At 74.3% G+C, this 13,016-nt stretch carries 12 protein-coding genes; 7 read left to right on the forward strand and 5 right to left on the reverse strand.

The window, feature by feature from the left end:
• Entirely contained in the window at window positions 1-990 is a 990-nt protein-coding gene (locus ACZ4A5_RS28765; protein ID WP_467590494.1) for a LacI family DNA-binding transcriptional regulator, read from the reverse strand.
• Between the two features lie 203 nt (window positions 991-1,193).
• Between ACZ4A5_RS28765 and ACZ4A5_RS28770 the strand changes: the two genes are divergently transcribed.
• Both ACZ4A5_RS28770 and ACZ4A5_RS28775 read left to right on the forward strand, forming a co-directional pair.
• Window positions 1,194-2,159, forward strand: coding sequence for an ROK family protein (locus ACZ4A5_RS28770; protein ID WP_467590497.1), 966 nt, complete (start codon window positions 1,194-1,196; stop codon window positions 2,157-2,159).
• A gap of 233 nt (window positions 2,160-2,392) precedes the next feature.
• Complete coding sequence (locus ACZ4A5_RS28775; RefSeq protein WP_467590460.1) at window positions 2,393-3,430, forward strand: NUDIX hydrolase; 1,038 nt, start codon at window positions 2,393-2,395, stop codon at window positions 3,428-3,430.
• 22 nt (window positions 3,431-3,452) lie between these two features.
• On the opposite strand, the gene ACZ4A5_RS28780 is transcribed toward ACZ4A5_RS28775, so the two are convergent.
• Window positions 3,453-4,844 carry a M20/M25/M40 family metallo-hydrolase gene (locus ACZ4A5_RS28780; protein WP_467590463.1) on the reverse strand — a complete coding sequence of 464 codons (1,392 nt, stop codon included), beginning with the start codon at window positions 4,842-4,844 and terminating at the stop codon, window positions 3,453-3,455.
• A 175-nt stretch (window positions 4,845-5,019) separates the two neighbouring features.
• Between ACZ4A5_RS28780 and ACZ4A5_RS28785 the strand changes: the two genes are divergently transcribed.
• A complete protein-coding gene (locus tag ACZ4A5_RS28785) occupies window positions 5,020-6,267 on the forward strand; it encodes a geranylgeranyl reductase family protein (protein WP_467590466.1) in 1,248 nt (415 codons plus the stop codon).
• Window positions 6,268-6,452: 185 nt separating this feature from the next.
• On the opposite strand, the gene ACZ4A5_RS28790 is transcribed toward ACZ4A5_RS28785, so the two are convergent.
• Window positions 6,453-6,917 carry a nitroreductase/quinone reductase family protein gene (locus ACZ4A5_RS28790; protein WP_467590469.1) on the reverse strand — a complete coding sequence of 155 codons (465 nt, stop codon included), beginning with the start codon at window positions 6,915-6,917 and terminating at the stop codon, window positions 6,453-6,455.
• Between the two features lie 139 nt (window positions 6,918-7,056).
• On the opposite strand from ACZ4A5_RS28790, the gene ACZ4A5_RS28795 reads away from it, so the two are divergent.
• From ACZ4A5_RS28795 to ACZ4A5_RS28805, 3 genes are read left to right on the forward strand one after another with little or no spacing between them, the layout of a single operon-like run.
• On the forward strand, window positions 7,057-7,788 hold the full coding sequence (locus ACZ4A5_RS28795) for a TetR/AcrR family transcriptional regulator (protein WP_467590472.1): 732 nt from the start codon (window positions 7,057-7,059) through the stop codon (window positions 7,786-7,788).
• 34 nt (window positions 7,789-7,822) lie between these two features.
• Window positions 7,823-9,046, forward strand: a complete 1,224-nt coding sequence (locus tag ACZ4A5_RS28800; protein WP_467590475.1) for a sensor histidine kinase — start codon at window positions 7,823-7,825, stop codon at window positions 9,044-9,046.
• 17 nt (window positions 9,047-9,063) lie between these two features.
• Complete coding sequence (locus tag ACZ4A5_RS28805) at window positions 9,064-9,726, forward strand: response regulator (RefSeq protein ID WP_398869455.1); 663 nt, start codon at window positions 9,064-9,066, stop codon at window positions 9,724-9,726.
• A gap of 51 nt (window positions 9,727-9,777) precedes the next feature.
• Here ACZ4A5_RS28805 and ACZ4A5_RS28810 read toward each other — a convergent pair whose 3' ends face one another.
• On the reverse strand, window positions 9,778-10,671 hold the full coding sequence (locus ACZ4A5_RS28810; RefSeq protein ID WP_467590478.1) for a DUF2797 domain-containing protein: 894 nt from the start codon (window positions 10,669-10,671) through the stop codon (window positions 9,778-9,780).
• Window positions 10,672-10,790: 119 nt separating this feature from the next.
• Window positions 10,791-12,017 (reverse strand): MFS transporter, encoded by a 1,227-nt coding sequence (locus tag ACZ4A5_RS28815; protein WP_467590480.1) that lies wholly within the window; start codon window positions 12,015-12,017, stop codon window positions 10,791-10,793.
• A gap of 17 nt (window positions 12,018-12,034) precedes the next feature.
• Here ACZ4A5_RS28815 and ACZ4A5_RS28820 point away from each other — a divergent pair.
• The coding region (locus ACZ4A5_RS28820) for an ROK family protein (RefSeq protein WP_467590483.1) at window positions 12,035-13,016 on the forward strand (982 nt) is incomplete at its 3' end.

Consider the following 13,016-nt stretch of genomic DNA (forward strand, 5'->3'; position numbering starts at 1 on the left):
TCAGCCTTCGACAGGCGGGAGTTCGCCGGAGCCGCGCACGATCAGCCGGGTGGGGAGCTCCACCCGCTGCGGGGCTTCCGTCACTCCGTCGAGCCGCCGGAACAGCCGCTCCGCCGCTGTGCGTCCGAGTCGTGCCGCGTCCTGGGCGACGACGGTGACGGCGGGCGAGAGGAGGTCGGCGAGCTCGAAGTCGTCGAAGCCGACGAGAGCGACCGGGCGGGGCGCGGCGGCGATGACGCGCACGGCCGTGACCGTCACGCGGTTGTTGCCCGCGAACAGGGCGGTCACCGGCCGCGGTCCGGCCAGCATGGTCTCGGCCTCCGCCCGGACGCGCTCGGGGGCGGTGGGGCCGAGCGAGACCCACCGCTCGTCCACGGGCAGCCCGGCGTCCCGCATGGCGGCGCGGTAGCCGCGCAGCCGCTCGGTGGCGGTGTGGATACGCGCGTGGTCGCCGATGAAGCCGATACGCCGGTGGCCGTGCGCGACGAGGTGGGCGACGCCGTCGCGGGCGCCGCCGAAGCTGTCGGAGAGCACGACGTCGGCGGCCGTCCGCCCGGCCGGGCGGTCCACGAAGACGGTGGCGATGCCGGCGGCTATCTCGGGTTCCAGGTAGCGGTGGTCGTCGCCCGCCGGAATGACGATGAGGCCGTCGACCCGGCGGGCGCAGAAGGCCAGGGCCAACTCCCGCTCGCGGTCGGGGTCCTCGGCGCTGGAACCGTTGATGAGGAGGGCGCCGTGGGCGCGGGCCACCTCCTCCACGGCGCGGTTGAGCGGCGCGTAGAAGGGGTCGGCGAGGTCTTCGAGCACGAGCCCGATGGACGCCGTACGGCCCTTGCGGAGGATGCGGGCGCTGTCGTTGCGGCGGAAGCCGAGCGCCGTGATGGCGTCCTGCACGCGCCGTTCGGTGTCCGGGGTGACGCCCGGCTCGCCGTTCACCACCCGCGAGACGGTCTTGAGACCGACCCCCGCGCGCGCCGCCACGTCCTTCATGGTCGGGCGGTTGCCGTAGCGGTACTGCGGGCTGGTCTGGGCCACGATGGCTCGTTCCTTTGTGTGTCAGCTTTGTGTGTCACGGCGGGCGTCGATGCGTGGGGGTGACGTCGAGCATAGAGCCTGGACAACGTTGTCAACTCTGGGGAGACTGGCGACCGCACACCCTTTCGGCGCCCGTGGACCAGGAGATACCGCACCAAATGCACATCGACCGCTCCGGCCTCGTCGCGGCTCTCGACATCGGCGGTACCAAGATCGCGGGCGCGCTGGTGGACGACAACGGGCGCCTGCTCGTCCGCGCCCAGCGGCCGACGCCCGCGGGGGAGGCCGCCACGGCGGTGATGGGCGCCGTGGCGGAGGTGCTGGACGAGCTCGTACGCGCGCCCGGGTGGCCGCGGGTCCTGGCGGTCGGCATCGGCAGCGCCGGTCCCGTCGACGCCTCCCGCGGCACGGTCAGCCCGGTCAACGTCCCCGGCTGGCGCGACTTCCCGCTGGTCGCCGAGGTGCGGGAGCGGGCGGGCGGACTGCCGGTGGTGCTGGTGGGTGACGGCGTCGCCATGACCGCGGCCGAGCACTGGCAGGGCGCTGCCCGTGGCCGCGCCAACGCCCTGTGCATGGTCGTCTCCACGGGCGTCGGCGGCGGGCTGGTCCTCGATGGCCGCCTCCACACCGGGCCCACGGGCAACGCGGGCCACATCGGACACATCAGCGTCGACCTCGACGGCGACGCCTGCCCCTGCGGCGCGCGCGGCTGTGTCGAACGCATCGCGAGCGGCCCCAACATCGCCCGCCGCGCGCTCGACAGGGGCTGGCGCCCGGGCCCGGGCGGCGACCGCAGCGCGGCCGCCGTAGCGGTGGCCGCCCGGGCCGGGGACGCGGTGGCCCTCGCCTCCTTCGCGCGCGCCGCGCAGGCCCTGGCCGCGGGCATCGCGGCGACCGCCACCCTGGTCGAGATCGAGGTGGCCGTCATAGGCGGCGGTGTCGCCGGGGCGGGGGACATCCTCTTCGGCCCGCTCCGTGAGCGCCTGCGGGACTACGCGACGCTGTCCTTCGCCTCGGGGGTCGAGGTGCTCCCGGCCCGGCTCGGATCCGACGCCGGGCTGGTCGGCGCGGCGTCCGCCGCGGCGCGCGAACTGGGGCTCTGGGCGCCGCCGTCGGGACGCTGACGCCCGCGCGGGTGGAAGCCCGGCGCGGGGGTATGCGCCGGAAGCGGTCCCGGCGGAGGGGCCGCGCAAGGGACGTGAACCGGCGACCGTGCCGGCTGTGGACGGGGCGCAGCAGGCGGAATCCGGCCGTCACCGACGAGCCGTCGAACGGGTGGCGCGCCATGCCCCTCGCACGCGTTTCCGTGGCAAGGTGTTGCGGGCACTTCACAGGGGTCAACGGAGAAGGGGGAACCGTGATCGTCTGGCTGAATGGCGCGTTCAGTACGGGGAAGACCAGCACGGCGAGAGAGCTGACCGAGCTGATTCCCGACAGCACCCTCTACGACCCTGAAGTGATCGGCGGAGCACTGCGCTGTCTGATGCCGCCGAAGAGGATGGGCGAGGTCGGCGACTTCCAGGACCTGCCGATCTGGCGGCGGCTGGTCGCCGACGCCGCGGCGGCCCTGCTCGCCGAGGTCGGCGGGGTGCTCGTGGTGCCCATGACCCTGCTGCGGCAGGACTACCGGGACGAGATCTTCGGCGCCCTCGCCTCCCGACGCATTCCCGTCCGGCATGTGCTGCTGACGCTCGACGAAACGATACTGCGAGCGCGTATCGCGAACCGTGAGGAGTACGAGAACGACCCCGAGCGCAGCGAGAGCGTCCGGCGCTGGGCGCTGGACCACATCGCCCCCTACCGTGCGGCGCTGCCCTGGCTCCGCGCCGACACCTTCGCCGTGGACACCGGCGGCCTGACACCGCGCGAGGTCGCCGAGCGGGTCGCGGAGGCCGTACGCACCGGAACCGCCGGCGTCTGTACGATCGTCCAGACCCCCGAGCCCACGGCCGAGACCCTCGCCGCCGGGGTCCTGCTCTTCGACGAGGAGGACCGTGTGCTCCTCGTCGACCCCACCTACAAACCGGGCTGGGAGTTCCCCGGCGGGGTCGTCGAACCCGGCGAGGCGCCCGCCCGGGCCGGGATGCGCGAGGTGGCCGAGGAGATCGGCATCGAACTCCCCGAGGTGCCACGCCTGCTGGTCATCGACTGGGAGCCGCCCAAGCCGCCCGGCTACGGCGGCCTGCGGTTCCTCTTCGACGGAGGGCGGCTCACGGAGGACGACGCGCACCGGCTCCTGTTACCCGGCTCCGAACTGCGCGGCTGGCGCTTCGTCACCGAGAGCGAGGCGGCGGCCCTGCTGCCGCCCGTACGGCTGACCAGACTCCGCTGGGCCCTGCGTGCCCGTGAACAGGGACGCCCGCTCAACCTCGAAGCGGGCGTCCCGGTCGGCTGACAGCCCATGGGCCGCCGTGCCGTCAGCGCTTGCCGGCCGCGTAGTTGACGAGGAACAGGGCCTCGGCCAGCGAGAGCCGCTCCAGCTCCTCCGGGGAGACGCTCTCGTTCACCGCGTGGATCTGGGCATCCGGCTCGCTCAGCCCGATCAGCAGCATCTCCGCCTCCGGGTAGAGGGAGGTGAGGGTGTTGCACAGCGGGATCGAGCCGCCCATGCCGGAGATCTGCATCTCCTCGCCCGGGTAGGCGACGCGCATCGCCTCGGCCATCGACGCGTACGCCGGGCTCTCGGTGTCGGCACGGAACGGCTGGCCGTGGCCGACCTGCTCCACCGAGACCCGCGCCCCCCACGGCGCGGCCGCGACCAGATGGGCGGTCAGCAGCTTCGTGGCCGCGGCCTCGTCCGTGCCCGGCGGGACCCGCAGGTTCACCAGCGCCTTGGCGCTCGCCTGGACGGACGACGTGGCGCCGATCACCGGCGGGCAGTCGATGCCCAGGACCGTGACGGCCGGGCGGGCCCAGAGCCGGTCGGCCACCGTGCCGGAACCGGTCAGCCGCACGCCGTCGAGGACCTTGGCGTCCTTGCGGAAGTCCTCCTCCGGATACTGCAGTCCCTCCCAGCGCGCCTGTGCGTCCAGGCCGTTGATGACGGTCGAGCCGTCCTCGGCACGCAGCGAGTCCAGGACGCGGATCAGTGCCGCCAGCGCGTCGGGGGCCGCCCCGCCGAACTGGCCGGAGTGCAGATTGCCCTCCAGCGTGTCCACCTGGACCACCAGGGTCGACAAGCCGCGCAGCGTCGCCGTGACGGTCGGCAGGCCCACCCGGAAGTTGCCCGCGTCGCCGATGACGACGGCGTCGGCGGCCAGCAGCTCCGGGTGCGCCTCCGCATACCGCTCCAGGCCGCCGGTGCCCTGCTCCTCCGAGCCCTCGACGATCACCTTCACGGTGACCGGGACACCGCCGTGCGCCTTCAGCGCCCGCAGCGCGGTGAGGTGCATGACCACACCGCCCTTGCAGTCCGCGGTACCGCGCCCGTACCAGCGCCCGTCGCGCTCGGTCAGCTCGAACGGCGGCGAGAGCCAGGCGTCCTCGTCCAGTGGCGGCTGCACGTCGTAGTGCGCGTAGAGCAGGACGACGGGCGCGCCCGCCGGGCCCGGCAGGCAGCCGTAGACGGACTGGGTGCCGTCGGGGGTGTCGAGGAGCGCCACGTCCTCCAGGCCCTCGGCGCGCAGGGCGTCGGCCACCCAGTTCGCCGCGGCCTCGCACTCGCTGCGCGGGAACTGCGCCTCGTCCGCGACCGACTTGAAGGCCACCAGCTCGGTCAGCTCGGCCCTGGCACGGGGCTGGAGTGAGGCGACGGTCGCCGCCAGCGCGGCCGGATCCGGCTGGGGCCGAGAGGACGAGGGCTGCTCCATGGAACGCTCCTTGGGGGCACGGCGTTAGCCGTACATACAGGCGATTGCGCTGCCGATCCTCCCATGGCCGCCCCGCGCCCTGCCCGCGGCCTTCCCGGGGCGGGGCGGACGGGCGGCGGGCCGTAGGATGCGGGCGGTAGCCGAAACCGGTGATCGAGCGGGAGTAACAGCACAGGTGAGCAGCGACAACGCAGCCCAGGACGCGGGGCGGGACGCGGCCGAGGGCCAGGGGCCGGTGTGGGATGTCGTAGTGGTGGGCGCGGGACCCGCGGGGGCTTCCGCGGCCCACGCGGCCGCTTCGGCGGGCCGCCGCGTCCTCCTCCTGGAGAAGGCCGAACTGCCTCGCTACAAGACCTGCGGCGGAGGCATCATCGGCCCCTCGCGGGACGCGCTGCCGCCGGGCTTCGAACTGCCGCTGCGCGAGCGTGTGCATGCTGTCACCTTCTCCTTGAACGGGAAGCTCTCGCGCACCCGCCGCTCCAAGCGGATGCTCTTCGGGCTCATCAACCGGCCCGAGTTCGACGCGGGTCTGGTCGAGGCCGCGCAGCGCGCGGGCGCCGAGGTGCGCACGGGCGTGACCGTCTCCCGTGTCGAGCAGCACGGCCCGGCGGTGCCCGACCGGCGCACCGTCGCCGTCGTGCTCGGCGACGGGCAGACCGTCCTGGCCCGCGCGGTCGTCGGCGCCGACGGCAGCGCGGGGCGCATAGGGGCTCATGTGGGGGTCAAGCTCGACCAGGTCGACCTCGGTCTGGAGGCCGAGATCCCGGTGCCCCCGACGGTCGCCGAGGACTGGGCGGGCCGGGTGCTCATCGACTGGGGCCCGATCCCGGGCAGTTACGGCTGGGTCTTCCCCAAGGGCGACACCCTGACGGTGGGAGTGATCTCGGAGCGGGGCGACGGCTCGGGCACCAAGCGCTATCTGGAGGACTTCATCGCCCGCCTCGGCCTGGCGGGTTTCGAGCCGAGCATCTCCTCCGGCCATCTCACCCGCTGCCGCTCGGACGACTCGCCGCTCTCCCGCGGCCGGGTGATCGTGTGCGGTGACGCGGCCGGACTGCTGGAGCCGTGGACCCGCGAAGGCATCTCCTTCGCCCTGCGCTCGGGCCGCCTGGCGGGGGAGTGGGCCGTACGCATCGGCGAGGCGCAGGACGCGGTCGACGCCCGTCGCCAGGCGCTCAACTACGCCTTCGCCATCAAGGCGGGCCTGGGCGTGGAGATGGGGGTCGGGCGCCGGATGCTCGCCCTCTACAAGCGGCGCCCCGGCCTCGTCCACGCCGCCATAACGGGCTTCCGCCCGGCATGGCAGGCGTTCGCGAAGATCACGCGTGGCACGACCACGCTCGCCGAGATCGTACGGACGCACCCGGTGGCCCGCCGCGTCCTGTCCTCGGTGGACCGCGCCGAGGCCGCGAACGCCCGCTGAGTGCTCGGACGGTGAGCCGGGCCGGCCGTCGGCCCGGCCCGCCCGGCGGCATTCTCACCGGGTTTCGAGGGCGGGCAGTGGCTGGCCGCTCCGGACGCGCGCATGGTCCGCTCCCCATCGGCCTGCGTGGTGCGCCCTCCGCGTGAGCCGCCGGTGGCGCGTCGTCGGCCCGCACGCCTGCCCCCTCAGCCCTGCGCGGCCGCCCCCGGCGTCGTCGATATCCGGAAGACCGGGTGCAGCGAGGCGATCCGCCGCAGTTCCTCGTCGGGCGATTTCGCGGTCACTCCGTCGAAGAACCGGCCCACCTCCCAGCCCCAGCGGCTCAAATAGGCCCGCAGCAGCGGGACTTTCTCCTCGTCGGCCACCTCCACCGCCGTGAAGGGCTGAGTGGTGCGCCCGACGCGCAGCCGTCCGCCGCCCGCGGCCCGGAGATTGCGCACCCACTGCCCGTCGCCGCGCGCCGAGACGAGGAAGCGCCCTCCCTCCGCGTCGAGCGGGTTGACCGGGACCGGCCGCCACTCGCCGCTGCTGCGCCCCCGTACCGACAGCTCCGCCGTTCCCGCCAGGCTCAGACCTCGCCGCGCCAGCCAGCCGATCGTGCCGTGGACGAGCCGCGCTTCCAGCCGTCCGGGCTTGATGTAGTGCGCCATGGGACACCCCCGATTTTCCGGTTTCCGCCCAGAGAGCAGTGCTCTCGCTTGAGATCAGTGTGCGCGCTTTCTCGCGGCAGCGCAAGAGCACTGCTCTCGTTTCTGGCTGTTGCTCCCGCCGACTGGCAGACTGGGCCTCATGAGTGCGATCCGAGGGGCCAGAGAGCGGGCCCGCAGCGAAATCACCGCCGCCATCAAGGACGAGGCGCGCCTGCAGCTCGCACGGGACGGCGCGGCCAAACTGTCCCTGCGCGCCGTCGCCCGCGAGCTCGGCATGGTCTCCTCCGCGCTCTACCGCTACTTCCCCAGCCGCGACGACCTGCTGACCGCCCTCATCGTGGACGCGTACAACGCGGTGGGCACCGCCGCCGAGACCGCCCTCGCCGCCGTCGACAGCGAGGATCCGACCGCGCGCTGGACCGCCGTCTGCCGGGCTGTCCGCACCTGGGCCCTCGCCCACCCGCACGAATACGCGCTGATCTACGGCTCACCCGTCCCCGGCTACACCGCCCCCCTGACCACCGTCGAGCCGGCCGGCCGGGTCGCGCTCACCCTGCTCTCCATCGCCCGCGAGGCCCACGCCGGCGGCAGGCTCGTCACCCCGCCCGTCGACCCCCTGCCCCGCACCGTGCACACCGATGTCGAGCGGCTGGCCGCGGAGTTCGCCCCGGGGCTCCCCGCGCCGGCGACCGCCGCGCTCGTCGCTGCCTGGGCCCAGCTCTTCGGGCTGATCGGCTTCGAGCTCTTCGGCCAGTTCGACCAGGTCGTCGAGGCCCGGGACGCGTTCTTCGCGCACGCCGTCCGTGGCCTGGCCCACCAGGTCGGGCTCACTACTCCCCAGGAAGCAGACACGGCTACCACGCGCGGCTGACGCCGTCCGCCCCGCCGCCGACTAGCTTGGCCGTATGGGCAGTGAAGGACGGGCGCCGCGGGCGCGGGAGCGCGGCGGGGGACTGCCCTGGGAGCGCTGGTTCGCCCGCTCGACGCGGCGCCCGCCGTGGCCGTCCACCCTCGCCGTCGCGGTGTTCCAGCAGATCGGCGGGCACTACGCCGCGCTGGACCAGCCCGACCGGGCGCCGCTCGACTCCTTCGCGAAGGTCCTGCTCGCCGCCGGACCCGCCTTCCTGCTGATCCGCCACCGCCACCCGCGCGCCGCCGTCTTCGGCACATGCGCCGTCACCCTGCTCTACCTCGGTGGCGGCTACCCCTACAGCCCCGTCTTCCTCAGCGTCGTCATCGCCTGCTTCACCGCGATCGTCGCCGGACACCGCCGCGCTGCCTGGAGCGCGGTCGGCCTGCTGTGGTCCGGTCACCTCCTCATCGCCCACTGGCTCTACCGCTGGCTGCCGCCCGGCGGCGACGGGCCGGCCGCCTGGAACGAGGAGTGGGCGCCCACCGCCTGGGCCGTGGCCGTGCTCGTCGGCTCCGAACTGGTCCGGCTGCGCCGCGAGCAGTGGGTCCGCGACCGCGTCGAGCGGGCCGCGGCTGAGCGCCGCCGGGCCGACGAGGAGCGACTGCGCATCGCCCGCGAACTGCACGACGTGCTCGCCCACAGCATCTCCGTCATCAACGTCCAGGCCGGCGTCGGTCTCGCCCTGCTCGACGAGCACCCCGAACAGGCCCGCACGGCGCTCACCACCATCAAGGCCGCCAGCAAGGAGGCGCTCGGCGAGGTCCGGCAGGTCCTCGACACCCTGCGTACCCCCGGCGACGCGCCCCGCTCGCCCGCCCCCGGCCTCGACCGCCTGCCCGAGCTGGCCGAACAGGCGGCCGGCGCCGGGCTCGCCGTGGACATCACCACCGAGGGCCCGCGCATCGCCCTGCCACCCGGTGCCGACCTCGCCGCCTTCCGGATCGTCCAGGAGGCCCTCACCAACATCGTCCGCCACTCGGGCTCCCGCACGGCCCGGGTGCTGCTGGCCTACCGTCCCGACGCGCTCCTGCTGCGCGTCGACGACGACGGCCCCGCCACCGGGGCCGCGCTCCCCAGCAGCGGCAGGGGGCTGGTGGGCATGCGGGAGCGGGCCGCCGCCCTCGGTGGTGCGGTCGAGGCGGGCCCCCGGCCCGGCGGCGGCTTCCGCGTCAGCGTCCGACTGCCCCTCACCACCCCGCCCCAGGAGAAGCCGTGAGCGACCGAGCGGCACCCATCCGCGTCCTGCTCGCCGACGACCAGCTGCTCGTGCGCGCCGGATTCCGCGCCCTGCTCGACGCGCAGCCCGACATCACCGTCGTCGGTGAGGCGTCGGACGGATCGCAGGCCCTGGCGCTGGTCCGCGAACTGCGCCCCGACACCGTCCTCATGGACATCCGGATGCCCGCTCTCGACGGGCTCGCCGCCACCCGCCGGATCACCGAGGACCCGCACCTGGCGGACGTGAAGGTCATCATGCTGACCACCTTCGAGCTGGACGAATACGTCTTCGAGGCGATCCGCTCCGGCGCCTCCGGCTTTCTCGTGAAGGACACCGAACCGGACGAACTGCTCCGTGCCGTGCGGGCCGTGGTCGCCGGTGACGCGCTGCTCTCGCCGGGCGTGACGCGCCGCCTCATCGCCGAATTCGCCGCCCGCTCCAAGGAACCCGCTGCCGCCGACGCCCTCGCGGAGCTGACGGACCGCGAGCGCGAGGTGATGACGCTCGTCGGGATCGGCCTGTCCAACGACGAGATCGCCCGTCGTCTCGTCGTCAGCCCCCTCACCGCCAAGACACACGTCAGCCGTGCCATGGTCAAGCTGGGGGCGCGGGACCGGGCCCAACTGGTCGTCCTCGCCTACGAGTCCGGCCTCGTCCGGCCCGGCTGGCTGGGCTGACACGAGGACATCAGAAGCTGACGCGAAAACGTCAGAAGCTGAGAGAGGACGTCAGAAGAGCGACTGCGGACCGGCCGGCTCCGGTATGCGTACGGACACCGTCGTCCTCGCTCCGGCAGCCGCCGCCAGCAGCGGCCAGCCCGCGAGCCGCCGGGCGTCCGCCAACAGGAGCCGCCCGTCCGCCGTCTCCAGATACACGTCCGGGCCGGCCACCGCGGCGACCTCGCCCGACAGCGTGCGCCCCGCGGACAGCTCCACCAGACGAGGGTCTGGGCCGACGCGGTCGAGACGGAACATCTCGTCGTGGTGCACCGGCGCGAAGGCCCGGACGGCCAGGGACTCCGGCAGGGTGCCGAGCGTGCGGGCCCGCTCGTGCAGCGCGGCCAGCTCCGCCACCCGCTGCTCGCGGGGCGGCACCGGATGGCGGGCGGCGCGCTTGGCCGCGTACGGGAAGCGGTCCGGGACCGCGAGCGCCGCGCCCAGCACGGCCTCCGCCCGGCGGGCGGCCATCAACGGGCCACGCCCGAGCAGGGCGTAGGACAGCGCGGCCTGTTCGAGCAGCCGGACGCCTTCGCGCTCGGCGGCCGTGATCCCGACCTTGATCACGCCGGGGCCGAACCACGCCAGGTAGACGTCGTACGGCCGGGGGTCGTCGACAGCGGTGTCGGCGGCCACGGAGTGCGAGCGGTCCAGCCGCGCGCACTCGGGGCACTGCGCCGAGACCGCTGCCGTGGGCACTTCGGCGCCCGCCGGGCACGGAGTGTGCCGGGTGCCCCTGCGCACTCCGACGCACCGCCGTGCGGCACCGGTCGTGAACGCCAGCGGCCGCCCCGGAGGCAAGGGAGAGGAGCGCAGCCCGTGGGCCGGGTGCAGCCAGGCCAGCGACGGCCCGGAGGGTGCCCAGCGCAGCCCGGCGCACCGCCACTCTTGCCGCGTTCCGCTCATGCCCACCCCGCCTTTCGCCTCCCGGACGGCCCGCGTCACCCCTCGACGGCGGTCCCGTCCGGCTTCCCGGACGCCTCTCCTTCGGATTGTGTCAGCGACCACTGACAACGCTTCCCGGGTCACCGAGCGGCGGCGCGTACCACGTTCCGTGTTCCGTACGCGATCACCGCGGCCATCGCGGCGAGTGCGGCGACCGTGGTCAGCGCGAGCGGCAGGGACCAGGTCTCGGCGAGGAAGCCGATCGCCGGAGGCCCGAGCAGCATGCCGCCGTAGCCGAACGTGGAGGCGGTGGCGACGCCGCCGGGACCGGCGAGTTCCCCGGCCCGGCCGATGGCGACCGGGAAGATGTTGGCGAGGCCGAACCCGGTGACGGCGAAGCCCAGCAGGGCGGCCCAGACCGTCGGGGCCAGTGAACCGAGCAGCATGCCGGCGGCGGCGGCCGCACCGCCCGCGACCAACGTCCTGGTCTGTCCGAGGCGTTCGAGGAGCACGCTGCCCGACAGGCGCCCCAGCGTCATGGTGAGCGCGAAGACGGAGTAGCCGACGGCCGCGACGCCCGGCCGGGCGTCGAGATCCTGGTGGAGGTGGAGCGCGCCCCAGTCCGCGAGCGCGCCCTCGCCGTAGGCGTCGCACAGCGCGATCAGGCCGAAGACGACGACCAGCCGCCGTCCCCTGCCGGTGCCGGTGCCAGAGCCGGCCGTGGCGGCCGGGGTGCGCGGCTCGGGGCGCGGCGCCGGGTGGGCGAGGAGCGCGCGTCCCGCGACCGCGCTGATGACCAGCCCGATCACGGTCAGGAGCAGCAGGTGGCTGGTGGCGGACAGGTGTCCCGCGACCAGTCCGCCGAGCCCCGCGCCCAGCATCCCGCCGAGGCTGAACGCGGCGTGGAAGCTGGGCATCACGGGCCTGCGCAGTGCCGCGACGAGGTCGACGGCCGCGCTGTTCATGGCGACGTTGATGCCGCCGTAGGCCGCGCCGAAGACGAGGAGCACCAGCCCGAGGGAGAGCGCCGAGTGGGTGAGCGGCGGCAGGGCGATGCCCAGGGACATGAGCACGCCGGCGGCGACCGTCACCGGATGGCTGCCGAACTTGTGGCACAGCCGGCCGGTCACGGTCATGGTCGCGACGGCACCGGCGGAGACCCCGAGCAGGGCCAGTCCGAGAGCGCCCGCGGAGGCGCTGGTCTGCTCCTTGATGGCGGGGATGCGGACGACCCAGCCCGCGAAGAGCAGGCCGTCGAGAGCGAAGAAGAGGGTCAGGGCGGTACGGAGGCTGCGCAGGGCAGGGTCGACGGGTATCGGGGCCTGCGGGCCCCGAATGGCGGTCCGTATTTTGTTCAGCGTCGGCACAAAGTCAGAATAGGGGCGTGACCCAGACTCGGACAACACGTTTGGAACGGGGCCGTGGTGCCCTCGGCCCGGCCTTGGAGCTCGTCCATACCGGCCGCGCCCCCACCCGCGCCGTGCTCACCGCCGAGCTCGGCGTGACCCGCGCGACCGCCGGGGCCGTCGCAGCCGAGCTGGAGGCCCTCGGCCTGATCGAGGTCGACGCGCGGCCCGGCGCGGCCGCCGGGTCCCAGGGGCGGCCCTCGCACCGGCTCGCCATCGCCCCCGACGGGCCCGTCGTCCTCGCCGCCCAGATCCACGCCGACGGCTTCCGTGCCGCGCTCGTCGGGCTCGGCGGCCGGATGATCGCCACCGCGCCCGGCTGCATGACCGTGCCCGCGGACCCGTCGCACATCATCGGCGCCGTCGTCGAGGCCGGTGCCGGGCTGCTGCGCGAGACGGGCCGCCGCTGCCTCGGCGCCGGACTCGCCGTCCCCTCGGCCGTCGCCGAACCGGAGGGCACGGCACTCAACCCGCTGCACCTGTCCTGGCCGGCCGGGGCACCGGTCCGCGACCTCTTCTCCGAGGCCCTCGCCACGGCGGGGATCCCCGGCGCCGGAGCCGCCCCCGCCGCCGGAGCCGCCCCCGCCGCCGGTGTCACCGGCAACGACGTCAACCTCGCCGCCCTCGCCGAACACCGCCACGGCGCCGGGCGCGGTGCCAAGGACCTGCTGTGCGTCGCCACCGGCCACCGGGGCGTCGGAGGCGCCCTCGTCCTCGACGGGCGCCCGCACACCGGCAGTTCGGGCCTCGCCCTGGAGGTGGGGCACCTCACCGTCAACCCCGTCGGCCTGCCCTGCCACTGCGGCAGCCGCGGCTGCCTCGACGTCGAGGCCGACCCCCTCGCCTTCCTCCCCGCGGGGGGGGGCACGGGGCGCACCGAAAGCTTGCCCCCCCCACCACCCCCCACCCCTGAAAAAAAAGATGGGGGGGAAGGGGGGGGTGTCGTTCCCGTTTATTTCC

The organism is Streptomyces sp. NPDC025618 (genome assembly GCF_055558795.1).

Coding starts and splice junctions, on each gene's coding strand:
- ACZ4A5_RS28765 (WP_467590494.1), bottom strand. CDS start 990: ATGAAGGACGTGGCGGCGCGCGCGGGGGTCGGTCTCAAGACCGTCTCG.
- ACZ4A5_RS28770 (WP_467590497.1), top strand. CDS start 1,194: ATGCACATCGACCGCTCCGGCCTCGTCGCGGCTCTCGACATCGGCGGT.
- ACZ4A5_RS28780 (WP_467590463.1), bottom strand. CDS start 4,844: ATGGAGCAGCCCTCGTCCTCTCGGCCCCAGCCGGATCCGGCCGCGCTG.
- ACZ4A5_RS28790 (WP_467590469.1), bottom strand. CDS start 6,917: ATGGCGCACTACATCAAGCCCGGACGGCTGGAAGCGCGGCTCGTCCAC.
- ACZ4A5_RS28795 (WP_467590472.1), top strand. CDS start 7,057: ATGAGTGCGATCCGAGGGGCCAGAGAGCGGGCCCGCAGCGAAATCACC.
- ACZ4A5_RS28800 (WP_467590475.1), top strand. CDS start 7,823: ATGGGCAGTGAAGGACGGGCGCCGCGGGCGCGGGAGCGCGGCGGGGGA.
- ACZ4A5_RS28810 (WP_467590478.1), bottom strand. CDS start 10,671: ATGAGCGGAACGCGGCAAGAGTGGCGGTGCGCCGGGCTGCGCTGGGCA.